The 24,661-nt window shown below is 43.0% G+C and carries 18 protein-coding genes and 1 tRNA gene; 5 read left to right on the top strand and 14 right to left on the bottom strand.

All coding sequences use genetic code 11. The features are described 5' to 3' along the window. Positions 1-85: 85 nt before the first annotated feature. Positions 86-1,018, bottom strand: coding sequence for a bifunctional riboflavin kinase/FAD synthetase (locus tag BIZ36_RS12770; protein WP_187458300.1), 933 nt, complete (start codon positions 1,016-1,018; stop codon positions 86-88). A gap of 51 nt (positions 1,019-1,069) precedes the next feature. Between BIZ36_RS12770 and BIZ36_RS12775 the strand changes: the two genes are divergently transcribed. Both BIZ36_RS12775 and BIZ36_RS12780 read left to right on the top strand, forming a co-directional pair. Further along, a complete protein-coding gene (locus tag BIZ36_RS12775) occupies positions 1,070-4,855 on the top strand; it encodes a reprolysin-like metallopeptidase (RefSeq protein WP_187458301.1) in 3,786 nt (1,261 codons plus the stop codon). Then, positions 4,852-5,532 carry a hypothetical protein gene (locus tag BIZ36_RS12780; RefSeq protein WP_187458302.1) on the top strand — a complete coding sequence of 227 codons (681 nt, stop codon included), beginning with the start codon at positions 4,852-4,854 and terminating at the stop codon, positions 5,530-5,532. The genes BIZ36_RS12775 and BIZ36_RS12780 overlap by 4 nt, the downstream gene beginning before the upstream one ends. On the opposite strand, the gene pth is transcribed toward BIZ36_RS12780, so the two are convergent. From pth to BIZ36_RS12795, 3 genes are all read right to left on the bottom strand, one after another. After that, positions 5,519-6,085: an aminoacyl-tRNA hydrolase gene (gene pth / locus BIZ36_RS12785; RefSeq protein ID WP_222937378.1), complete on the bottom strand. Its 567-nt coding sequence runs from the start codon at positions 6,083-6,085 to the stop codon at positions 5,519-5,521. The two genes, BIZ36_RS12780 and pth, sit on opposite strands and share 14 nt — an antisense overlap. A 140-nt stretch (positions 6,086-6,225) precedes the next feature. Continuing rightward, the gene (locus tag BIZ36_RS12790; RefSeq protein WP_187458304.1) at positions 6,226-6,867 is read right to left on the bottom strand and encodes a 50S ribosomal protein L25/general stress protein Ctc; all 642 of its coding nucleotides are present in this window, start codon (positions 6,865-6,867) and stop codon (positions 6,226-6,228) included. A 42-nt stretch (positions 6,868-6,909) separates the two neighbouring features. Next, a complete protein-coding gene (locus BIZ36_RS12795; RefSeq protein ID WP_187458305.1) occupies positions 6,910-7,851 on the bottom strand; it encodes a ribose-phosphate pyrophosphokinase in 942 nt (313 codons plus the stop codon). Positions 7,852-8,056: 205 nt separating this feature from the next. Here BIZ36_RS12795 and BIZ36_RS12800 point away from each other — a divergent pair. The 3 genes from BIZ36_RS12800 to BIZ36_RS12810 all read left to right on the top strand — a co-directional run bounded on the left by BIZ36_RS12800 (position 8,057) and on the right by BIZ36_RS12810 (position 10,079). Further along, positions 8,057-8,137, top strand: a tRNA-Leu gene (locus BIZ36_RS12800). A gap of 860 nt (positions 8,138-8,997) precedes the next feature. Continuing rightward, complete coding sequence (locus BIZ36_RS12805; protein ID WP_187458306.1) at positions 8,998-9,408, top strand: BfmA/BtgA family mobilization protein; 411 nt, start codon at positions 8,998-9,000, stop codon at positions 9,406-9,408. Then, on the top strand, positions 9,408-10,079 hold the full coding sequence (locus BIZ36_RS12810; protein ID WP_187458307.1) for a hypothetical protein: 672 nt from the start codon (positions 9,408-9,410) through the stop codon (positions 10,077-10,079). Before BIZ36_RS12805 ends, BIZ36_RS12810 begins: the two co-directional genes overlap by 1 nt. A 33-nt stretch (positions 10,080-10,112) precedes the next feature. Here BIZ36_RS12810 and BIZ36_RS12815 read toward each other — a convergent pair whose 3' ends face one another. The 10 genes from BIZ36_RS12815 to BIZ36_RS12860 all read right to left on the bottom strand — a co-directional run. After that, positions 10,113-11,822 carry an efflux RND transporter periplasmic adaptor subunit gene (locus BIZ36_RS12815; protein ID WP_187458308.1) on the bottom strand — a complete coding sequence of 570 codons (1,710 nt, stop codon included), beginning with the start codon at positions 11,820-11,822 and terminating at the stop codon, positions 10,113-10,115. A gap of 6 nt (positions 11,823-11,828) precedes the next feature. Continuing rightward, on the bottom strand, positions 11,829-12,308 hold the full coding sequence (locus BIZ36_RS12820; RefSeq protein WP_149276654.1) for a DUF305 domain-containing protein: 480 nt from the start codon (positions 12,306-12,308) through the stop codon (positions 11,829-11,831). A gap of 11 nt (positions 12,309-12,319) precedes the next feature. Further along, complete coding sequence (locus BIZ36_RS12825) at positions 12,320-13,033, bottom strand: PepSY domain-containing protein (RefSeq protein WP_149276655.1); 714 nt, start codon at positions 13,031-13,033, stop codon at positions 12,320-12,322. Positions 13,034-13,038: 5 nt separating this feature from the next. Beyond that, positions 13,039-15,579 (bottom strand): heavy metal translocating P-type ATPase, encoded by a 2,541-nt coding sequence (locus BIZ36_RS12830; RefSeq protein ID WP_045802075.1) that lies wholly within the window; start codon positions 15,577-15,579, stop codon positions 13,039-13,041. Between the two features lie 74 nt (positions 15,580-15,653). Next, complete coding sequence (locus tag BIZ36_RS12835) at positions 15,654-16,109, bottom strand: heme-binding domain-containing protein (RefSeq protein WP_045802076.1); 456 nt, start codon at positions 16,107-16,109, stop codon at positions 15,654-15,656. Further along, a complete protein-coding gene (locus tag BIZ36_RS12840; RefSeq protein ID WP_045802077.1) occupies positions 16,110-16,706 on the bottom strand; it encodes a DUF3347 domain-containing protein in 597 nt (198 codons plus the stop codon). A 37-nt stretch (positions 16,707-16,743) separates the two neighbouring features. After that, the gene (locus BIZ36_RS12845; RefSeq protein WP_045802078.1) at positions 16,744-19,095 is read right to left on the bottom strand and encodes a multicopper oxidase domain-containing protein; all 2,352 of its coding nucleotides are present in this window, start codon (positions 19,093-19,095) and stop codon (positions 16,744-16,746) included. Between the two features lie 72 nt (positions 19,096-19,167). Further along, positions 19,168-19,731: a helix-turn-helix domain-containing protein gene (locus BIZ36_RS12850; RefSeq protein WP_045802079.1), complete on the bottom strand. Its 564-nt coding sequence runs from the start codon at positions 19,729-19,731 to the stop codon at positions 19,168-19,170. Positions 19,732-19,733: 2 nt separating this feature from the next. Then, complete coding sequence (locus BIZ36_RS12855; RefSeq protein WP_045802080.1) at positions 19,734-20,951, bottom strand: TolC family protein; 1,218 nt, start codon at positions 20,949-20,951, stop codon at positions 19,734-19,736. Continuing rightward, the coding region (locus BIZ36_RS12860) for an efflux RND transporter permease subunit (protein ID WP_187458309.1) at positions 20,948-24,661 on the bottom strand (3,714 nt) is incomplete at its 5' end. The genes BIZ36_RS12855 and BIZ36_RS12860, both read right to left, overlap by 4 nt.

Genomic DNA, 24,661 nt, shown 5'->3' on the forward strand with positions numbered 1-24,661 from the left:
TTGAAATGGCCCTAAAGGTATTAAGTTATTTGAAAAACTGGACCGTGGCTGCTTAAACTTAATTTAAAGAATGTCTAAGGTTCTTCTATTGGGAGTTATAGATGAAATCCAAGGAAGTTTTCTGGTCTTTTTTTAGCTGCCTTTTTAAGGCTTCTACAGAATCAAACTTATGCTCATCCCTAATTCTATGTAATACCCTAATTTGAATCTGCTGCTCGTACAAATCTTGGTTAAAATCAAAAAAGTGAATTTCAGTACTCTTTTCTTTTCCAGAGACGGTTGGGTTATAGCCAATGTTCATCATCCCATAAACTGTTTTGCCCCCAATTATACTTTTGACAACATAAGATCCTTTTTTGGGAACAAGTTTGTAAGTCTCATCAATTTGCAGGTTTGCTGTTGGAAATTGGATGGTCCTGCCCAGGCCTTTGCCGCGTTTAACGGTGCCGGTAAGCATGTACTCATAGCCTAAATAAGAGTTGGCAGTTTTTATATCCCCATCCTCCAATGCCTTTCTGATTTTAGTGGAGCTCACGGATACTTCCTCAATCTCTTGAGCGGGTATTTCCTCCACTTCAAAATCAAGGGTGCTCCCAAATGCTTTGAGGTCTGTGATATTGGCATTTCGGTTTCTGCCAAACCTATGGTCGTAGCCAATTATAATTTTTTTGGTCTTTAGATCGTTTACTAATATATCCCGAACGAATTCGGTTGCTGTTAGCCTTGAAAATTCTTTCGTAAACGGATGGATAATTAATTGGTCAAGACCCAATTCCTCCAAGATTTTGGTTTTTTCTTCAATGGTATTCAGCAACTTAATTTCGGCATCTTTTTGAAGTACCATTCTGGGATGCGGAAAAAAGGTGAGAACGGTAGATTTTAGATTTAGTGTGGCAGCATTTTTGATGAGCCTTTCAAGTATTTTTCTATGGCCAATATGCACACCGTCAAAAGTGCCTATGGTAATGGCTGTGGGGTGCTGTTCATCGTATTTGGATAGGCTTTGGACTGTTACCACGTACTAAAAATAATAAAAAGCTTATATTTGAGATTGCGCTAAAACCCCTGAATGGTTACAAAATTACGTCTTGTTTTTTCAATTACAATAGTATTTTTCTCCTTTTACGCATCAGGGCAAAGTAACTACTGGGAAAAAGTTTCTGCAAGCAATAAGGTCCGCAATACTGCCCTTAAACAATTTAAAGTAAAAGACGCGCAGTTTTTTTCCTTTAACGAAAGCGCTTTTAAAAAGGAATTAACCGCCTCCGGCCACTCCAAAAAACAAGGTGAAATCATTTATTTTCCTAATGCCGTAGGAAATCCCGTGCCTTATCGTATTCATGAAGCATCGGTTTTGTCTCCGGAGCTTTCAAAGAAATATCCTCAAATAAAATCTTATAGAGGGTATGCCATTCAACATCCTGAAGAGAAAATTAGGCTTAGCATCTCGCATAAAGAGGTGCAGGCCATGTTGGTCTCCCATTCCGGAAAACCAAATCAATTTGTACAAAAATCAAAGGATGACACCTATCTCATGTATTCGAGGGCTTCCAGAAGTGATGAGGACATAGAATTTGTTTGTGAGACCAAGGAACAGGTTTTAATGGCGGGAGCCGCGCGCTTTGCGAAACCTGTAGATGACCAGGTGCTTAGAAAATATAGGGTAGCCATATCTGCTTCTGGTGAATACACCCAATTTCATGGCGGTACAAAAGCAGATGCGCTGGCGGCCATTAATGCGACCCTTACAAGGGTAAACGAAGTATTTGAAACGGATTTGGCCGTTACTTTAGAATTGGTGGCCGATACGGACAAGGTGATATACACCAACCCATCTACGGACCCGTATTCAGGTGGTTTGTCCACATTGGGAAATACCGCTCAACAGACATTTGATCAACAGATCGGCGTGAACAATTATGATTTTGGTCATTTATTTCACAGAGGTGTTAATGGCGGAAATGCGGGGTTTATTGGGGGTGTTTGCGTCAATGGTCAGAAAGGTGGGGCCTATTCATCAGGTGAAAATCCTGAAGGAGATGTTTTTGACTTGGACTTTGTAGCGCATGAAATAGGCCATCAATTAGGTGCTTTCCATACTTGGTCCTATGAATCCGAAGGAACTTTATCGCAAATGGAACCGGGTAGCGGAACCACTATTATGGGTTATGCTGGTATTACGCAAAGAGATAATGTGGCCGGTAGGGGAGATGATTATTTTCATTACCGGAGCATTGAAGAGATTTCGGAGACCTTAAGGGATAAATCTTGTGGGGAAACTTTTGTTTTGGCTAATCAGCCTCCCATTATTGATCCCTTGGAAGATTATACCATACCAAAGTCAACACCTTTTGTGTTGAACGGTACGGCTACCGATCCGGATGTTGATGATGTTCTTACCTATACTTGGGAACAAATAGACCACGGTATAGTAAACAGTGCCAATTTTGGTCCCACCAATCCTAGTGGTGCCAATTTTAGGTCTCGTCCACCTAGTTTGGAGGGAGTTCGTTATTTCCCTTTGCAATCTCGAGTTTTGAGCGGTAATCTCACCCAGACAAATCCGCAAGAAGGAGATGCTTGGGAAACCGTATCCGATGTGGAACGGGAAATGAATTTTGCCTTAACGGTACGTGACAACGCTGTTGGTGGTGGTCAGGTAGTGAGCGAATTGGTGAAAATTTTGGTTACCAATAGTGGCGGCCCTTTCGCGGTAACTTCTCAACAAAGTTCGGTCACGCTAACAGCTGGAGATGTGGAGACTATTGAGTGGGATGTTGCCAACACCAATGTAGCTCCGGTGTATACAGAATTTGTGGATATTTTGCTGTCCAATGATGGCGGACTCAGTTATACGACTGTTTTGGCATCAAATGTGGAAAATGACGGTTCCCATGATGTGGTGGTTCCTGCCGTACCAACTACCGAGGCGAGAATTATGGTGAAACCAGTTGATAATATCTATTACGCGGTAAATTCTACGGATTTTACGATTGAGGTATCTGAGGTAGTACTTAATTTTTCCCAGTTGGAATTTGATGTTTGTCAGCTTTCGGATATTACGGTGCCCTTTATTTACGAATCTTATCTTGGATTTTCAGAGGAGGTCACCTTTACGGTGGAGGATATGCCATTGAACTTAGCAGCTACCGTTGTTCCCGATACGGTAATTTCCGGAGGAACAAATGTGGATATTTTGTTCGAGAATACAGAAAATGTCCCTGAAGGAAGTTATCCTATTAGAATCGTAGCAAATTCGGCAACTGTTACTAGGGAGGTAACCATAATTCTGAATGTATATGATACAAATTTTGATATGGTTACCACTACGGCACCTGAGAATGGTTTAATGGATGCATCCATAAATACTCTTTTAGAATGGGAACTAAATCCTTCCAATGTTTCCTATGAGGTCCAAATTGCTACGGATTCCGGTTTTTCGAATATTGTAGAAGTTGAGACGGTAAAGACAAATTCGTACATGCCCTTGGATCTTCAAAATCAAACTACCTATTATTGGAGGGTACGACCGGAGAACATATGTGGGCAAGGGGCTTTTAATGCGCCTCAAACCTTTACCACGGTTCAGGTTAGTTGTGAGCAGAAATTTGCCAATGGCTTTCCCAAAGAGATTTCAGCTAATGGAACATCGGAAGTAATTTCCAAAATATCCTACTTTGAGGATCTGCCAGTTTCGGATATTAATGTGAATTTAAATATTGAGCACAGTTATGTGGAAGATTTGGTCATAAGATTGACCTCTCCGGAAGGAACCACGGTCACTTTGGTATCGGGTTCTTGCGGTGAATTTGATAATATCAATGCTACTTTTGATGATGAAGGAAGTACCTTTTTCTGTAATCCAAGTGGTGAAAACGTAATTGGTGGTACGGTAAAACCACTTGGGACCCTTAGTTCTTTTGATGGGGAGTCCATTTTGGGAGAATGGGTTTTGGAGGTGATAGATAATGCATCATCAGATGGGGGTGCAGTGGTAGACTTTTCTTTGGATGTTTGTGTAGAAGGCGAATTTAGGCCGGATGCGGATAATGACGGCGTTTTTGACGATGGGGAAGACCAGTGTCTAGGAACTCCTGAAGGGGTTGAGGTAAATACTTCCGGTTGTCAAGTGTATCGTTTTCCTACCGATAATTTTTCGGTGTCCGTAGAAAGTGAGACGTGCAGGAACAACGATGATGGAAGTATAACTATAGAACCTTTGTTGAAATTGGACTATTCCGTTACCATTACCGGAAACGGACTCGATTTAACGGAAGAATTTACTGCGGATTATTTGCTTGAAGGGCTTGGTTCAGGAACCTACAATCTTTGCATTACGGGAGTAAGTGGAGAGATTACCTACGAACCCTACTGCTTTGAGGTGGTAATTTCCCAACCTGAAGCACTTGGAGTTAGTTCTTCGGTCATTAATGATGGAAACCAGCTTTCATTGCTTATGAATGGAGCAAATGAATATGTTGTTGAACTTAATGGGCAAACCTTTCAAACTAATGAGGAACAAGTAGTGTTAAATTTAAAGGCCGGAAAAAACTCTTTAAAAGTTTCTACCTTAAACACTTGTCAAGGCGTTTTTGAGGAAGATATATTTGTGAACGGGCCTACCATGGTTTCTCCAAACCCCTTCAAAAATTTGACCAAGGTACTGCTGGGTGCTCCTGAGGAAAGAGTTCAAGTGGCTATTTATACTTTGGGGGGGCAATTGGTGGAAAAGAGAATACATCAGCCGGTGTCTAGGGAGGTAGCATTGGATTTGACCAATCTACCAAATGGAGTATATGTAGTTTATATACAGGGTGATGAGGTTAACGAGGTGCTAAAAGTGATTAAAAAATGAGACTAATAAGGGCTATCTTTTGTATTTTGGTGGTAACGGTTGGCTGTAAAAAAGACGACCCTAATCCGCCTGCACAGGCCACTCTTGTTGCTCCGGCCAAAAATGCCGAATGTAGCCCGGTACAAAGCACCAATGGAACAAGCAGTGTTGTGAGATTCAATTGGCAGGCGTCTGAGTATACAGATTCTTATCAGCTTAGGGTAACCAATCTTTTAAGCGGAATTACCCAAAGTCCCAATACTACGAGTACCACGCACACATTATCTTTAAGTAAGGGTACACCATATTCTTGGCAAGTAATTTCTAGTAATAGCAAAAGCTCTAAAACGGCCAGTAGCGAAACATGGTTTTTTTACAATCCTGGTTCCCAAACATCCTATGTGTCCTTTCCTGCGGAGATTAGCTCCCCGGAGCCGGGTTCAAGTGTGTTTAGGGATATTAATAATGAGGTGACCTTGGAATGGTCCGGATCTGATATTGACGATGATATCTCCGGATATGAAATTTATTTTTCAACGTCCAATCCCCCTACGGAATTATTGGCTTCGGTAAATTCTACGGTTCATCTTAGAAGTGTAAGCGTGGAGGTAGGTCAAGTATATTTTTGGCAAGTAGTCACCACGGATTCTCAAGGAAATGTGTCCAAATCTCCCGTGGTAGATTTTAAGTGCCGTTAAAGTTGTTCATGGTGTTCTTGACGCCGGCAAAAATAAAGGATTTGATTAGCTCTACGGATTTCTCCAAACGCTCCGGCATGGATTTTTGTTCTTCCTCAGACCATTCACCTAATACATATTCTACCTGTCTACCTTTTCCAAAATCTGCGCCCACACCAAATCTAAACCGATTAAAATTGGTGTTTTGTAAGGTGTTCTGAATATCCTTCAGTCCATTATGTCCACCAGCACTTCCTTTTGTTTTAAGGCGAATAGTACCAAAGGATAAGTTGATATCATCGGTAATGACCAAAACATTTTCCAATGGAATATTTTCTTTGTCCATCCAATATTTTAGGGCCTTGCCGCTTAAATTCATATAGGTGGAGGGTTTCAGGCAAAGGGCACTTTTTCCCTTGTATTTAAAAGTGGTTACATCGCCGAGCTTTTGAGTCTCATATGACAAGGATTCTTTTTCGGCCAATGCATCCAAAATTTTAAAACCAATATTGTGTCTGGTCTCGGTATATTTATCGCCTATATTCCCAAGGCCAACAATCAAAAATTTTTTCATTACTTCCGTTTCTTCAAGGAGATTTGCTCGAGGCTTAAAGATTGATTTTAAAAAGGAGAGCATTCCATTAGGGTTTGCGTAAAAATACAAAAGCATCCCGAACGGTATCGGGATGCTTTTTAATTATTCTAAGGAAGTGGTTATTCTTGAGCCTCTCCTCCTTCTGCTGCTGGAGCTTCTGCTGCTTCTCCTTCTGCACCTTCTTCTCCTTCTTCATCCTCATCGTCTGTAACAACGGCAGAACGCTGAGTTTTAACCTGCACAACTACGGTACTGTCCGGGTGAAGAATGGTAAAATCATCATTAAGCAATGACTGAACACTAATGTTCTGTCCAATTTTCAATTTAGAGATGTCCACATCAAAGAAATCCGGTAATTTGTCCGGAAGTGCCTTAATGGCAAGCTTTCTTTTTCTGAACAATAGACGACCACCATTTCTAACACCAGGGGAATTACCTTGTAAACGAACAGGAATGTTCATGGTAACCTCTTTGTCATCGAACAATTGGTAAAAGTCTATGTGCAAAATATTGTCAGTTACCGGGTGAAACTGAATGTCTTGCATAATGGCGCTTACCTTTGTGCCTCCCAAGTCAATTTCCACGGTGTGCGCGGCTGGGGTGTACACTAAATCTCTAAACGCAATTTCGTCTGCTGAAAAGTGCAATGGTTTCTCCCCTCCGTATACTACGCAAGGAACCTTTCCAGCATTACGTAGGGCCTTTGTTGCTTTTTTGCCCACGCTTTCTCTTTCTGATCCTTCAATTAAAATTGACTTCATTATATCTATTAAAAATTAATACTCGTTAATTGATCCAAGTGCCTACATTAAAAATTTGGAGGCAATGGATGTATTGTGATGTACCCTATGCATAACATCTGCAAAAAGATCGGCACAACTAAGCACTTTTACTTTTGAACTGTCTTTTTTTGTTGGAATGGAATCTGTAATGATCAATTCCGATAGTTGGGAAGCTTCGATTTTTTCATACGCTTTTCCGGACAACAGTCCATGGGTCGTAATGGCCCTGACACTTTTAGCACCTCTTTCAATCATGAGATCGGCAGCTTTTGTTAAAGTTCCTGCAGTGTCCACCATATCATCTACCAAGACCACATTTTTTCCCTGAACATCGCCAATAAGCTCCATGTGGGAAATTACATTGGCCTTAGCGCGTTGTTTGTAACAAATGACCACGTCACATTCCAAGGCTTTGGAATACGCATACGCTCTTTTGGAGCCGCCCATATCCGGGGAAGCAATGGTGAGGTTGTCTAAGTTCAATTTCTTGAGATAGGGTAGAAATAGGGTAGAGGCAAATAAATGGTCTACCGGTTTTTCAAAGAAGCCTTGAATCTGATCCGCATGAAGATCCATGGTGATGATTCTTGTGGCTCCGGCAGTCTCCAACATCTTCGCTATAAGTTTAGCTGCAATAGGAACCCTAGGCTTGTCTTTTCTATCTTGCCTGGCCCATCCAAAATAGGGCATTACAGCGGTAATGTGCCTTGCGGATGCCCTTTTGGCGGCATCAAGCATAAGAAGCATTTCCATCAAGTTTTCAGAACTTGGATTGGTAGACCCTATGATAAAAATTCGAGCCCCTCTAACAGATTCCTCAAAAGATGGCTGAAACTCCCCGTCACTATAGCGGGAAAAGATAACCTTACCTAATTCTGTTCCATAGGATTTGGCAATTTTCTCTGCTAGCTCTGTACTTTGTGTACAGGCAAATATCTTTGGCTCGGGAACTTGATAGGGCATTGATAAAATGTTGTAAACTAGTTTATTGTCCTCCCTTTTTTCTTGGGAGGTGCAAATTTAGAAATTTATTTGTGTTGCTAAAGGATAAATCTTGTTATTTTTTTAGGTTGTATTTAAAATAATTTTCTAATTTTGCAGTCCGTTTTTGCCTTGATGGCTTTTTCAAAAAGTGATTATAGGTTTATTTAAGTAAAACGGATGAATTGCCTTGGTGGCGGAATTGGTAGACGCGCTGGATTCAAAATCCAGTTCCTTTGGAGTGTGGGTTCGATTCCCACCCAAGGTACAGTTGGAAAGCCGAGATTTATGTCTCGGCTTTTTTTATGCTCGGGTACAACATAGGTACAACATTCTGCTATTTTTTGAGTACAAATAGTATTTGATTGCAAATGATAGCAATCGGTGGTATTAAGCCGCTCTGCACATTACCACTTCATTTCATTCCGGGAAAAGAGCTTCACTCAAAAAGTCTTGTGCCCAATTTCAAAGCTCGTATCCAGGTCACAAATAAGATTTAGTCGGATAAGAAAATTTCTCTATATGTGCTAAGCTTTGAAATGCGCACGCTTTGCCAAAACATCACTTCTACCTTTTCTTCAAAAAGGTTTAAAATTTAGCTTGAGACGGAATGCATAACCGCTCGTGCCGTCGCTTTTATAAGTCCTTACTCATTCTAAATTTTAGGTCGGGTTACCGAAAAGGTAACTGCGATAGGCTCTATGGGAAGTAAATGGATAATCAGAAGTAACAAAGTGTTCTTTTTTAGCATTGATGAGTGTGCAATTATTCAAATTCCTACCATTTAATATAGAATGAAAAGGAAAACGCTCAGGATATAATAAGTAAAGGGATAAGTGCCATTCTGGCAATCAATTGACTGCAAATCGGAACAAATTATATGGCTTCAATTTTGATTTAAAAGTAAAGGGCTTCTCGAAGAAAGTATGGAAGACCCGAAATGAAATGGAGGGATGGAATAGCAAGAGGGTAACACGCTGACGCGATGTTACAAATTTAAGTTTTCGCCCATCCCCTGTAAATAAAGGTTTGTCAGGATATCTAAATTCTTCGATACAAGTATTGATCCCAGAATTTTCAGAAAATATCTGCAAAGCCCAAGAGAATAGACTTAAAATTTCAGAAAAAATGGATAAAGGATATGAAAACGAGCGATTTGAGAAACTTGGAATCAAAACTTCCGTAGCCAAAAGATTTAGAGAGTTCTGCAAGAAGATGTCCAAATCCCAATCAATGACACTGCTTTTGATGCTGGACTTTTTTGAGGAAAACGGAATATCACCAGTCGAACCTATGGGGCCCCGAATGGAGACACTTGAAACAAGAATTTCCACCCTAATTAAAAAGAGGATGAACGGAATAATTGCAATAATGAAGGATATTGAAAAATCCCAGACCAAGCCAACCGCTGCTATGCTGTATGCACTTTTTGAGCAAACAGAAAAGCCAAAAAAGAAACTGATGCTGGAGAAGAATGAATCAAGACAAGGTAGGGAGGTTCGGTATATCGAGAGGAAAAATCACAATAAACCTGACTAATGAGCAAGGTAAATTACATCATACAACTCAACTCAGTATTTGAACTATTCAATGAAGATGCGCGTATTAAGCAAGGACATATCACACTATACCTAGCATTCTTTCAAAAGTGGAATCGAGAATTCTTCGCAAAGTATATAACTGTTAACAGGCGCCTAATAATGGAAAGGGCAAAGATTAAATCGAAAACAACATATCACAACAGTCTCAAGGACCTCAATAATTGGGGTTACCTCATCTACTTTCCCTCATTTCACCCTAATAAGGGTTCTAAAATAGAGATGACCATATTTGGTACAAGTAGTGGTGCAAGCTCTGGCCAAAAATTGGACAGCATCCTTTCAAAACCTAGCCAAAAATTGATACCTTCTTTAAACTATAAAATCAATGAAAACATAAATAAACTGGCCAGACCAAAAAATGAACAAGCTGTTTTGATGTATTTTGAGGACAACAATTGGCCCAAAATTGAGGGGACAAAATTCTTTATTTATGGAGAGTCGAAAAAATGGCATTTAAACGCATTTTCAAAAGCTAGGAATTGGAAAAATGCAGCCCAAATATTTGCAGAAAATGATTTTATGCTCAAACCGAGCCAAACTAGTCCAATTTCTGGCCACCTATCAAATAATACTGCTATACATTTTCAAGTAAAAAATGATTTTCCGTAGCATTCCTGACCATTCGTTTTTGGTATAATTAAACTACTGTACAGAATCAATCACACTTCCACAAGTCAACATCGCATCACCATAGTACGGATTGCGGATTTCTTCTTTGGTGCTTAACCAAACCGCCCCTTTATTGTTATTTGCCATTGGACATTTTTGAACATATAGGGTATCATCCACACCTTCGAGGTTCATTGCAATGGCAACCAGATTTTCATTGAGAATAACGAAATGGCTGCGTTGGTTTTCCAAATCGGAATTACTTGCTATGGCATCCAACATTTCAATACTTTTGGATAGATGGGTTTTGAGCATTTTGTCCAAATCGTTTTGTGGTATCGCCTTCATTTCTTCAGAAGTTGTCGTTGCGAAAGTGGAAACTTTTTCAGCATCACCGGCCACCAACGCATCTTTGAGTTCAAGGTATGAGGGCAAAGCCTTCACAAACTGACCTTGAAAAGAAGTTGACAGTGACATTTCCATCGCCATCATTTCTTTCTCTTCTTGAGTACTTTGATTCATCATAGATTTCTTGCCTTGCAATTGGGCAGCAGCATCTACGGTAAAGGTGCCATTGGTCACAATCTCATCACCATTTTCTAAACCGGACGTAACCGTAAACATATCGCCATTACGATTGCCAAGAGTTACTTCCCGCATTTCAAAAACAGGCTTGTTGGGGTTGGTTTTGATATACACCAAAGACCTTTCGCCCGTCCACATCACAGCACTTGCGGGTATGGTCAGGTTTGATACCGTATTTGCCGTTGTTCCTTCTACTTTACCAGTCACGAACATTCCCGGTTTTAGCAATCCATTGCTATTTTTAAGATTGGCCCGAACGGTAACCGTTCGCGTTTGTGTGTTCAGAACAGGGTCTATGAATGAAATTGTTGCATCAAATTCCTTATTGGGGTAAGCATTAGTCGTTACTGAAATTTTCTGCCCTTTTTTAAACTCTGAAATCTGGTTTTCGTAGGCATCAAATTCCGCCCATACAGAGTTTAGGTTACTCACCTTTACAATGGGCTGTCCCTGTTTAACATAGTCGCCTTCGGCAGCCATTTTTTCTGAAACCGTTCCGGATACGGTCGCATAAATCGGGAAGTTTTCCTTGATAGTGCCGGATTCCTCTATACTATTGATTTGGGTATCCGAAAGTTTCCAAAGTTTCAGTTTGTTGCGTACCGCCTTGTATAGTGAGGGTTGCGATTCTTTTAGCGAAGCCGCAGTAATCAATTCTTGCTGAGCAGCTATCAGATTAGGTGCATAAATGGTTGCCAACAATTGCCCTTTTCGTACTTCCTGACCTTCAAAATTGACGTTGAGACGTTCAATCCTACCATCAAAATAACTGGCCTGCACCGCATTTTCTTCTTCGTTCATCTTGATTTTTCCCGAAAGGGAAATCATATTCTCATCATCTACAGAAGCATTTCCCACGATGGACGTTTGGATGTCCGCCAACGCCATAGCATTTTTGGTCATCTTTATTTCGTTCATTGCCAGTCCGTCGGCACCCGATTCCGCAGGAATTAAATCCATTCCGCAAATGGGACAATCACCTGGTTCGGGTTGCATAATCTGAGGGTGCATTGAGCAGGTCCACATCTGACCTTCCGCTTCTGCGGAATGGTCGTGGTTATCTGTCATAGATTCTTCCGATGAGCCCCCAAAAATGAGCCAACCACCAAGCAGTCCCACAAGTACCGCGATGGTGATGTATATAATATTCTTTTTCATAGGTTGTTATTTTTCGTTCTGTAATCGTTCAATCATTTTTTTCATTTCGGCGATTTCCCTGCGCTGTGCCTTAATGATTTCTTCTGCCAGTTTCTTTACCTCTGGGTCTTTAATATCCGCACGTTCACTGGTCAAGATTGCGATGGAATGGTGTGGTATCATTGCTTTCATCCATAGTACATCGCCTACGGTAGATTTTTGGTCACGTACGAGAAACAACGCCCCCAAGAACAAGACCAAACTACCGAATAAGATGGCCATATTCTTTTTTTTGTCAGTGTACATCTTGCGCATAAAAAACCACATAATGACTGCCATTGCTGCTATGCCCAGACAGACCATATAGAAGCGCGTTAAGCTGAACCAGACGTGGTCCCATTCGTAAGTATTGAGATACATTGTGATGTACATTGCCACAAATGAGCAAGCCAGCATCATAAAAAATGTTCTGTACTTTCCTTTGTTTGCGTGTTTTGATTGTTCCATAGTTTTCGATTTTAATGTTTTTTGTTTCTTTTTTTTATTTTTCTAATTGTGGGCGAGCTGATGTACCACAACAAAAACCCGCTCAATACGGTTATTAATCCCAGTAGGGAAAAGGTGCGTAGTACGATTGTGTTAAAATCATCGCGACCTTCATAATCCATCGTATGGGTCATCCACAGAAAGTCGAACCATCGCCAATCCCGATGACGTAGCGTTTGGAATGCGCCATCTTTTTCTGAAACGTAGGCCTTGATGTTTTCAGAGGTTTCATAACTGATGACATAGGCCGGAAGCGGTCTGCCACGATACTCGCTATGGCTGCCCACTTGCTCGATGCGCTCGATTCCTTTTACTTGAAGTTCCGGCAGCATATTCCGTTCAGCGATTTTCAGAGCTTCACTTTCTGAGATTACTTTCTTTACTTTGCCTGTCTTGGCATCAAAAAGTTGCTTGTCATTTATCCAGTAATAGGGATTGCCATCAATTTCCCGAAGTTCTACGGAAACTATCCCTTCTTCAGGATTCACATCGGATGGACTTATCAAATGTGTAAAAGCAGATGCCTCGACCGGGTCTTGCCGAAATTGGTCGCCGTGTATTTCGTCAATGTCCGTCCAACTGAAATACATTCCACTTATCGTCCACATCAAGAACTGGATGCCCAGGAAGATGCCCAGATAGCGGTGCGCCTTTCTAATTTTTATCGCTGTTTTTCTTTTTACCATATCATTTAGTCGATGTTTGAACCTTTGAGCCTTAGCGAATTGGCGATTACCGAAACCGAACTGAAGCTCATTGCCAGGGCCGCAATCATTGGGGACAATAAAATCCCGAAAAATGGATACAGCAATCCCGCAGCAATGGGTATTCCCAAGGTGTTGTAAATCATCGCAAAAAACAGGTTTTGCTTGATGTTTCGCATTACCACATCGCTTAAATTTCTTGCCTTGACAATACCGTGCAGGTCGCCTTTGACCAAAGTAATGGCAGCACTTTCTATGGCCACATCTGTACCCGTTCCCATTGCGATACCCACATCACTTTTTGCGAGAGCTGGGGCATCATTGATACCGTCACCCGCCATTGCAACTACCTTTCCGTTTTCTTGTAGTTTTTCAACTTCCTGCAATTTGTTTTCGGGAAGCATTCCCGCCTGAAAGTCCGCAAGATTGAGTTCGTTGGCCACTGCCTGAGCTGTATCGTGGTTGTCGCCCGTTAGCATAATCACATCGATTCCCTTGTCCTGTAATTCCTTGATAGCCTTGGCACTCGTTTCCTTGATTTTATCACCAATTACCACATAACCGACAACGCTTCCATCAATTGTGAGATAGGAAACGGTTTTGCCCTGCTTTTGGAAAGATTGGGCTTTTTCTTCCATAGTTTCCAACAACTCGGCATTGGCGTGTTCCATCATTTTGGCATTTCCTAAAGCCACGTCCTTGCCGTTGACCTTGCCTTCAACACCTTTTCCGGTAACGGCATTGAACCCATCGGCTTTAAGGAATTCGGTGTTTTGTTCTTTTCCGTATTTGACGGTAGCTTCGGCAAGAGGATGTTCACTCTGATTATTCAGGGAAACAATGTATTGCAATACTTCACTTTCGCTGAAACCGTTATCAAAAGACCCCACTTTTTCCACCGTGGGTTTTCCTTCAGTAATCGTTCCCGTTTTATCCACGATGAGGGTATCTACCTTATCCATCTTTTCGAGGGCTTCGGCATTTTTTATCAGCACGCCGTTCTGTGCACCCTTACCGACACCGACCATTACGGACATAGGCGTTGCCAATCCCAAGGCGCAGGGACAGGCGATAATCAAAACAGCAATGGCATTGACCAGGGCATAGACATAGGCCGGTTCTGGTCCCCAAATTGCCCAGACCCCAAAAGTGAATACTGCGATAATGACCACGATGGGCACGAAGTAGCCTGAAACCGTATCGGCCAATTTTTGGATGGGCGCACGGCTGCGACTGGCATCATTGACCATCTGGATAATTTGTGAAAGCAACGTGTCGGAACCTACCTTTTCCGCTTTCATTAGGAAAGATTGGTTGCCATTAATCGTTCCGCTGCTGACCTTATCATCTACAGACTTGTTTACGGGAATGGGTTCGCCCGTTATCATTGATTCATCGATGGATGTTTCACCTTCGGTGATGACGCCGTCAACCGGAATTTTATCACCCGGTTTTACCCGAAGAATATCGTCTAATTCAATTTGGTCAATAGCAACTTCCTGTTCCTCGCCATCCACGACTTTGACTGCCTTGTTGGGTGCCAGTTTTAAAAGTTCCTTGACTGCGGAATTGGTTTTACTATGCGCACGAGCTTCTAACAATTGGCCAAGCAATACCAACGTAAGAATGACCGTGGCCGCTTCAAAATACACGTGAACGGTTCCCGCTTCGGTCTTGAACTGTTCGGGGAAAAAGTCTGGTACGAGCATCCCGAATACGCTGAACAACCAAGCCACACCTGCACCAATGCCAATAAGGGTGAACATATTGAGGTTCCACGTTTTTATACTGCGGTAAGCGCGTTCAAAGAACATCCAAGTGGCGTAGAACACAACGGGAATGGAAAGCGCAAACTGAATCCAGTTCCAGTATTTCAGTTCCAGAATATCGTACAGCGGATTGTTGGCAACCATTTCGGACATCGCAATGATGAAAATCGGCAACGTAAAGGCCGTGGCTACCCAAAACTTTTTGAGCAGTTTTTTATAGGTTTTTTCTTCTGCGGATAGGTCGGGTTCCATCGGTACCAAGTCCATTCCGCAAATAGGACAGCTTCCCGGCTCGTCCTTTACGATTTCGGGATGCATTGGGCACGTCCACTGTTCAGAAGTGGTAGCGGTCAAATTCTGTTCCTCGACCAAATCCATTCCGCAGACAGGGCAATCGCCCGGTTTGTCATAGGTTTTATCGCCTTCACAGTGCATCGGGCAGTAGAACGTTCCGGTTCCCTTGCCTTTAGGTTTTTCTTTTTTCGCTTTCGTACTTCGACTATGCTCAGCATTAACTTTAGCGGAATCATCCTTGTGATGATGTTTGCCTGGGTTGTGAATGCTATACGAACCGCCATCTTGCTTTAGTGCTTCCTGAAATGTTCCGATAGGAATATGCGATTCCATTTCAATGACCGCTTCAGATTTTTCTAAATTGACCGATGCTTCAATTACACCATCTACTTTAGAGAGAGTTTTCTCGACGTGGGTTCTGCAACCATTGCAGGTCATTCCGTGTATGTGATAGGTGTGTTTCATTACTTTACTAATTTGTGCCTGTCACGGGAAGGGTCACTAACCAACCATCAAACTTCCCTTCCCGCAGCAGGACTTTATTCCAAGCTATCTTTTAATTTTTTCATATACTCAATTACTGCTGTTTTGTTCGTTTCAGAAAAAATGGCATCCCTATGAATCAACGTATAGCTATCCAAAGGCATTTCACCATCTTCAATCTGGTTTATGATAGACCGTAATTTGCTATTTTTCCTTCGGTCGGAAAGGTTGCCCCATTCGTTGAAATTCAGCTCTGCCTTTCCTTCTTTGATATGATGTTCCAAGTACCAAGCAGATGGTTGCACCTTGCTGTACCAAGGATAATCGGTATTGTTACTATGGCAATCATAGCAGGAAACCCGCAACGATTGTTCTACCGTTGCAGGTACATTGTTCACGAGCATAAAATCAGTTTCTGGTACCGTTTCATTCTGGTTATAGTCCACAGTAAAAAACTGGATGACCACAAAGGCAATCAATGCTATCCACGCTATGATTTTTACTATTTTCATTTAGTTTATTTCACGTTGCACCTTACCACATTTCAGCATTTGGGCACCGAAATAGGGGTTTCTGATTTCTTCGTTCATACTTAGCCAGGCACCACCTTTATTGTTATCGTACATTGGGCAATACTGCTCATAAATGGTCATTGAAGTTCCCGTTATCGCCACCATATCGGTCATATCCTTACTAAGTGTTTTGAAATGCTCACGTTGGTGGGCTATATCGCTCTCGCCTATATGCTCGGCGTGTTCGGTGGCATCCTCAATGATGTCCTTTAGTTCGTTCTGCTCGCTGTCCGAATAGCTCGATGCATCAAAAGATTTTAGTGATTGTGCCAAGGTGTTGCCCAGTTCTTTTGCTTTGGAATTGTCATCGTTGACCAAAGCATCCTTCAGGTTGAAATAGTCTTTCAATACCACTTCTGCCTTTGTATCTTGATTTTTGTCCATAGCCATATCTTCCTTATCATTCATCGTTTCCTGATGCATCTCGTTGCTCATAGGTGCAGCTGGTTCATTCTTGTTTCCATCCTTGCAGGAAACGGTTAGAATCATTGTGGCAACAAGTGCCATTGTGCTCATTGTTAATTTGATTGTTTTCATTTTGTGTCTGTTTTAAAGGTTTATAAATGGTTTGTGTTTAAAATCTTGCCGATAGACCGCCACCCCAACCAAAACGGTTGTCGTAGCTGCCCATCAACGAAAAGTTTCTGCTTAAAACGTATTCGAGGCCTACCTGCCAAGTGGTCTCTTCTTCAAAGTCGGTCCCTTCCTCAAAATCGGTGACCCAGCCGAAGTCCATCTGGTATTCATATTCCCCGTAAAGGGCGATATTTCGGAAAATCATCGTTGCAGTTGCAAACGATATGGTCGGCCTTAATTTGTTGTCTATCCGTAAATCGGAATCGATAAGAAGCGGCAATAGGTAGCGCACACCCACAACGCCCGTCGTTGAAATTTCATCAAGGCTGTCCTCGCCCTCATTTTCTACATTTACACCACCGAATACACGGAAATAGCTGTTAAGCCAACGTTCATACGTGAACTCAGCTTCCAGATTTTCGTTCCAACCGTATTCCCCGCGAAGTGTAAACTGGTTACGGATATTGGTGGCGGTATAAAAAAGTTCTGTCATATGGCTTGCACCTGTGATTTCACCCCACGTCCACATATGGTCTGCCTCTGTGGTCAGATTGGAAAGTGGATAGCCCTTTAAGCGTTCATCGCGTGGTGTATCATAACTGAATACCCGTGCCATCCCACTGTTGATGTGATAGAGGACGTGGCAATGGAAAAACCAATCGCCATATTCAACGGCATCAAATTCGATGACCACTTTCTGCATCGGTGCCACGTTCACGGTATGCTTTAGCGGACTGTATTCGCCGTTCTCGTTGAGCACCCTGAAGAAATGCCCGTGCAGGTGCATCGGGTGGTGCATCATCGTCATATTGTTCAAGGTAATACGAACCACTTCGCCTTGATTGATTTTTATTTTATCGGTTTCAGACAATGGTACGCCGTTGATTGACCATACGTAACGGTTCATATTTCCCGTGAGGTTGAACAGCATTTCCCGGACAGGTTTTCCATCCTCAAATTCAGTCTTGCCGGGTGCTTTTAGATAGTGATAATTGAATTCTGGATTGCCACCTGTTTTCATATTGTCGCCAATGACCTTTTCCTGTGGTACCATATAGCCCATTTTCATTCCGCCCATTTTGCCCCCATCATCCATCTTCATCTTGTCGTCCATTTGCATATCTTCGTGACCCATCTTATCGTGGTCCATTTCGGTGGAATCCTTTTTCATTCCCTTCATCTTGTCCATCTTCATTCCGTCCATTTTCATCGCATACTTTTTCATCTTTTCGATGGAATCGTTTTTTGAGGGATTGAACTTGGCGGCGGGTGCGCCCATCTTCATATCCATTGCCATCATTTCCTGCATCTGTTTGATTAGGTCTGGCTTGGGAACTTCTGCTGCGGGCAAGACTTCGCCCTTTCCCAAAAACGCCGAAGCCTTTCCAGAACCGTCCTGTGAAGTAGCAAGTATTTCGAGCTTCCCGCTTTCGGGAATCGTGACGATAAAATCGTAGGTCTCTGCTACGCTGATAAGCGTTTTGTTCTTTTTTACCGGTACAACATCCAGACCGTCAGATGAAACCAGCATTGGGTCTTGGCCACCAAAGGTGAGCCAGAAGTAAGAGGCTGCGGCGGCGTTGACAAATCGTACCCGCACCCGTTCGCCAGGCTTGAATTCAGGATAGTCTTGTTCTGCTTGGCCATTGATAAAAAAGAGGTCATAGTAATTATCGAGTATGGCCATATCGGGCATTCGTTGCCACATCATCTTCAATTTGGCACCTGTGGCACCTTTGGCGATGACCTTGTCCCAACTCTGTATCTGATTCTTCTTGATGAGATACCATTCGTTGCCACGCTTCAGGTTTCTTAGCTGTGATTTTGGATTTTCGTCCATCCAATCGGATAGCACCAATACCAAATCTTTGTCATATTCTAAGTCGGTTTCCTTGGGGTTGATTTGGATGGAACCATAAACGCCACGTTGTTCCTGCAAACCTGTGTGGGAATGGTACCAATATGTACCCGATTGTTTTAACGCAAACTTGTACTGTTGGGTCTCGCCGGGTTGAATCGGTGGTGTGGTCAGATACGGTACACCATCGTAAAAGTTGGGCAGTATAAGCCCGTGCCAATGCACCGATGTTTCCACATCCATTTTATTGGTCACGTTGATGATGGCAAATTCCCCTTCGTTAAATTCGAGATTGGGTCCAGGAATACTTCCGTTAAAGGTCATTGCCTTTACATCCTTACCCGTGTAGTTGACCGTTTCGTAATCAATGGTCAAATCATAGACCCGTTCCGGCCAGTTGTCAACATTCTCTTCACTCTCATTCGCTTTGAATTGGGCGTTCGCACCGAAGGAAATGAGTAATAAGAGAAGTAAGTTTATTTTCAATTTCATAATGTGTTAATTTTATTTGAAATAAAATTATGGCTGTAATTCAACAGCTTGTGTCATAATTTTGGTTCTTATCTACATAATTTTGTCCAACGAATTCCTAAAATTCTTTTGTTGGGATTTATAGATTGAAAGGCTCATTCCCGTCTCGCTTTTAAACTGTCCGCTTAAATGGTTGATATGGCTATAATCGAGCAGTTGCGCCATTTCAGTAAAATTGTGTTCGTTAGCCTGTATGAGTTCTTTTACCTTTTCAATTTTTAGTTTGATGAAATATTTTTCAATGGTAACACCTTGCGTAAACGAGAATACCTTGCTGATTTTTGAATACTCGTGTCCCAAGGCATCCACCAAATGTTCGGACAGTTTTTTATCAAGTTGAATCGGTAGTTCCTGCATCGTTTTTATGAGTTCGACCTTGACCTTTTCGGTCAACTTTTCTTCCGTACTTCCGATGAGCGAGAAACCGTTTTCTTTCAACAAGGTTTCGAATTTGTCCAAATCAAGGTCATCAATGTCCAGCCGCAATCGACCCAATTCAATCTGATGCAACTCGATATTATTTACATTCAGTTCATCCTTCAACACCTTGATGCATCGGTCGCATACCATATTTTTTATGTAAAAGTCCTTGACCATAATTAGTTGATTAGATAATTGATAATCGCAGACTGTGCATAGTACATCCGCACCGACTCGATTTGGTTCATCTGAAATTTCAGTTGCAGTTCCTGTATGTCCAGTACATCATTAAAATCGATGGTTCCTGTTTCATAATTCTTAATCAGGATTTCTTCGGCATCGTTCGCTTGCTTTAAATTCTTTTCTTGGGTATTGAATTGAATACGGGCTTGATTGCGTTGCGATGTTGCTTTCGCGAAAGCGGTTTCCAATACATTCAATCGTTCGTTTTTCTGGGATTCGATTTCCAGTTGCTTCAGTTCGTTCTGTTTGGAAACCGATGAATAGCGGTTGTTGAAAATAGGTATGGACAGCGATACCATTGGCATAATGATATCCTTGCCGTTGTCGCTAAAGGTCATATCGGGACGTTCGGAAACGGGTACATAGTCCAATCCAAAACCGATATTCGGGGCACTTTCTTTCTGATTGAGCAATTCGGATTGCTCAATGGACTCGTAAAGTCTATCGTATTTTAGCAGTTCCGGATTGAGTGCCAATCCTTCTTTGCTATACATCGGGTCTTCCGTTGGAATGGTCATTTCCGGAACAACTTCCACGGCGATACTTTCCTTTCGGTTCAGCAGATTGTTGAAGTTGGACTGTTCCGCCAAATAGTCTTCCTGAAGGACTTCCTTTTGTTGTTGTAATTCGTTCTGCCGAATCTGCAATCGTAGTACGTCCACGGCAGAGGCTTTGCCCACTTCCACAGAGGTCAATGCCAACCGTTCGTAGGTTTCTAAGAGTTGGATGTTTTCGTCCAAAATATCCTGCTTCGCCTTATTGGCATACAATTGGTAATAGGATTGGGCGACCGAAAGTGCCAGTTTTCGTTTGGCAATGGCAATTTCTACAAACTCATTTTCCGCCATTGAGCTGGCATAGTTTTCCCGTGCCGTTATCGTGCCGAACCAAGGCAACATCTGCGAAATCGAAAACCGTGCCCGTTGCGCACCCGTTCGGGTTTCGGGTTCGCTTACAAAGTATCCTGCGCTTACCACAGTATTAGGTAGCGTATTGACTTCGTTGACCTTTTCCTGTGCGATGTTGTATCGAAGTTCGTATGCTTGGATAACGGGATTGTTCGCTTCCGCTTCCTGAATGTAGGATTGCAGTTCCTGTGCTTTTGCGAAAGCGGAAACAAGCAATAATCCGATGATGATTTTTACATTTTTCATTTGCTCGCTCGTTTAAGTTGGTATTCTTCCCGCCAGCTGTACAATACGGGCAACAGGAAATATGAGGTTACATCAATAAGCATCCCGCCCACAATGGGGATGGCCATTGGAATCATTATGTCGCTTCCTTTTCCTGTGGATGTGAGTACGGGCAACAAGGCAAGAACGGTCGTTACGGTCGTCATCAAACAGGGACGGATACGCTTGCCGGCCGCTTCAAGGGTAGCTTGACGAATGCCTGGTTTGTCATTCGGTTTTTCCTTCTCAAAACTCTGGTCGAGATAGGTCGCCATCACCACACCGTCATCCGTAGCGATTCCGAAAAGGGCAATAAACCCGACCCAAACCGCAACGCTCAGGTTGATGGTCTTGATATTAAAAAGTTCACGTAGGTTTTCACCGAACAAACTGAAATTGAGAAACCAGTCCTGACCGTACAGCCAAATCATCACAAAGCCACCTGCAAAGGCTATGGCGATGCCTGTAAATACCATTAATGAGGTGGTGACCGATTTGAACTGAAAGTATAAAATGAGGAATATGATAATCAAGCACAACGGAACCACGATAGACAGGGTTTTCTCGGCTCGCAGCTGGTTTTCATAGGTTCCGGTGAACTTATAGCTAATGCCTTTGGGAACGGTCAGTTCACCATTATCTATTTTGTCCTGAATCAATGACTGGGCGTTTTCCACCACATCCACTTCGGCAAATCCGTCCAGCTTGTCGAACAGCACGTAACCTACCAAGAAAGTGTCCTCACTTTTGATGACCTGTGGACCTTGCTCATATCGAATATCAACCAATTCGCCTAATGGAACAGGGCTTCCTTTTTCCACGGGAACGTAGATGTTTTTCAAGTCAGTCGGACTTTCCCGCAGCTCACGGGGGTAGCGCACCCTTACCGCATAGCGTTCCCTACCTTCGACAGTCTGGGTCAGGGGCATCCCACCAACGGCCACCTGCAGTATTTCCTGTACGTCCATAATCGAAATACCGTAGCGTGCCAACTGTTCCCGTTTTATATCGACCAACAGATAGGGTTTACCCACGATACGGTCGGCAAATACAGCCTGTTGTTTGACGCCTTCGGCTTGCTTTAGGATGTCTTCGAGTTCCAAGCCGAATGCTTCGATTTCCCGTAGGTCCTGCCCCTTGACCTTAATGCCCATTGGTGCGCGCATTCCAGTTTGCAACATCACCAGTCGTGTTTCGATGGGCTGTAATTTTGGGGCGGACGTGATTCCCGGTAATATGGTGACCCGTACAATTTCGTTCCAAATATCATCTGGACTTTCGATTTCAGGTCGCCAGTTGCGGTAGTACTCGCCATCATCATCGGGAATCAATTCGTTTCTTGTGATAGTAGTTTGCAATTGGGATGCTTCATAATTAGCATCGCTTTCTACTTCGTTGTTCGGATTGATATGAAACCTTTCGTTTTTCAATACAAAGAGTCCGTCATCGTTTACCCGATACCGTTGCCGTTCCCCTGAAGCGTTCCGCATATATTCGGACTTGTACTGAATCACGTTCTCGTACATCGAAAGCGGTGCCGGGTCAAGTGCGGATTCTGTACGACCTGCCTTTCCGACCACGGTCTCGATTTCAGGGATGGTAGCCACGGCCATATCCAGTTGTTGCAAGACCCGTTTATTTTCCTCTACCCCTGAGTGCGGTAGCGAGGTAGGCATCAACAAGAACGAACCCTCGTTGAGCGCGGGCATAAATTCCTTGCCGGTATTGCGCATAATGAAGAAACCAAGAACCAGCAATGTGGTGGGGATTATCAAGAACAGCAACCTGTTTTGCAATGCCCATTTTAAGATGCTGTCGTAATATTTTCTGAGCAGCGAAAAGATACCCAAGACCCCAAAGCAAATTACCGCTACAAAAATCAGGTTCATAATTAGGCTGCGGTCGAAGCCGAGCGGTCGCCAGTATTCAGCCAATAGGAACACAACTGCGATTGTGGCGACAGCCGTATTGATGAGATTTTTTTGCTTTCGCGAAAGCGAAACACGCATCGATAGAATGGCTACCGCGCCAAAAGCGACGAGTACCAAACCTATCCAATACCCGAAGACCACTACGGTGATTCCCAATAAGATTAAAATCCCATTGGTTGCGTATTTGAGCCGTTCTCGCATTTCGGTTTTTCTAAAAAATGTTGCGGCAAAGGGTGGTATAAGAAACAGCGCAATAACCAGTGCTGCGGCCAAAGCCATTGTTTTGGTAAAGGCCAACGGTCGGAAGAGTTTTCCTTCTGCACCTACCATTGTGAACACGGGAAGGAAACTGATTATCGTAGTCATTACCGCAGTAACGATGGCACCGGAAACTTCGGCGGTGGCATTATAGACGATTTCATTTGTGGTATAAGGCTGACCACTCTTATTTACCCGCAAGTCTTCGTCTTCCAGATGGCGAATCATATTTTCGGCGAGGATGACCCCGACATCCACCATCGTACCAATGGCAATGGCAATACCTGAAAGTGCCACGATGTTTGCATCCACATTAAAGAGCTTCATCGTGATAAAGACCATCAACACCGCCACAGGCAATAATCCTGAAATTAAAATCGATGCCCTAAGATTGAACACCATTATGATAATAACCAAAATGGTAATAAGGATTTCCAAGGTCAGGGCCTCGTTGAGCGTACCTAAGGTTTCCTGAATGAGTTCGGTCCGGTCATAAAAGGGAACGATGGTGACTTGTGAGGTTCGACCGTCACCCAATTCCTTTGTGGGAAGCCCCGAGCTTACCTCGTCGATTTGGTCTTTAACGTTATTGATGACTTCCAGAGGATTGGCACCATAGCGGGCTACCACCACACCGCCCACGACTTCCGCACCTTCTTTGTCCAAAATGCCTCGACGTGTCGCAGGCCCTAGGTGGACTTTACCAATGTCCTTAATTCTGATAGACGTGAAATTCTCGGAATCGACTACAGCATTTTCTATATCGGCTATGGATTTTACATACCCCAGACCGCGTACCAGGTATTCGGCCTTGTTCATTTCCAAGGTCTGCGCACCGATGTCCTGATTACTTTCCTTTACGGCTTTTACGATATCTGCTAGACCGATGTTGTACTGCCGCATCTTTTCAGGGTCAACGTCCACTTGGTATTCCTGTACATAGCCACCTATGGAAGCCACTTCGCTCACACCACTTGCAGAAGAGAGCGCATATTTTACGTAGTAATCCTGTATGCTGCGAAGTTCCTGCAAGTCCCAACCGCCCGTGACGTTCCCATCCTTGTCACGCCCTTCCAAGGTGTACCAGAAAATCTGTCCCAATCCCGTGGCATCCGGGCCCAAGGCGGGATTAACACCTTCAGGTAACAGACCGCTGGGTAACGAATTGAGCTTTTCGAGGATGCGGCTACGCGACCAGTAGAATTCGATGTCCTCTTCAAAAATGATGTAGATGCTCGAAAACCCGAACATCGAGGAACTACGTATGGTCTTGACGCCAGGTATTCCAAGAAGGGAAGTGGTAAGCGGATAAGTAATCTGGTCCTCGATATCCTGCGGGGAACGACCTTGCCATTTGGTAAAAACAATCTGTTGGTTTTCGCCTATATCCGGTATGGCATCCACGGCCACAGGGTCATTGGGCAATATTCCGGTGTCCCAATTAAAGGGTGCGTTCACGATACCCCAACCCACAAAAAGGGCGAGCATCAGTACCGCAACGAG

It is taken from the genome of Cytophaga sp. FL35 (assembly GCF_014349235.1).
GTDB lineage: Bacteria > Bacteroidota > Bacteroidia > Flavobacteriales > Flavobacteriaceae > Euzebyella.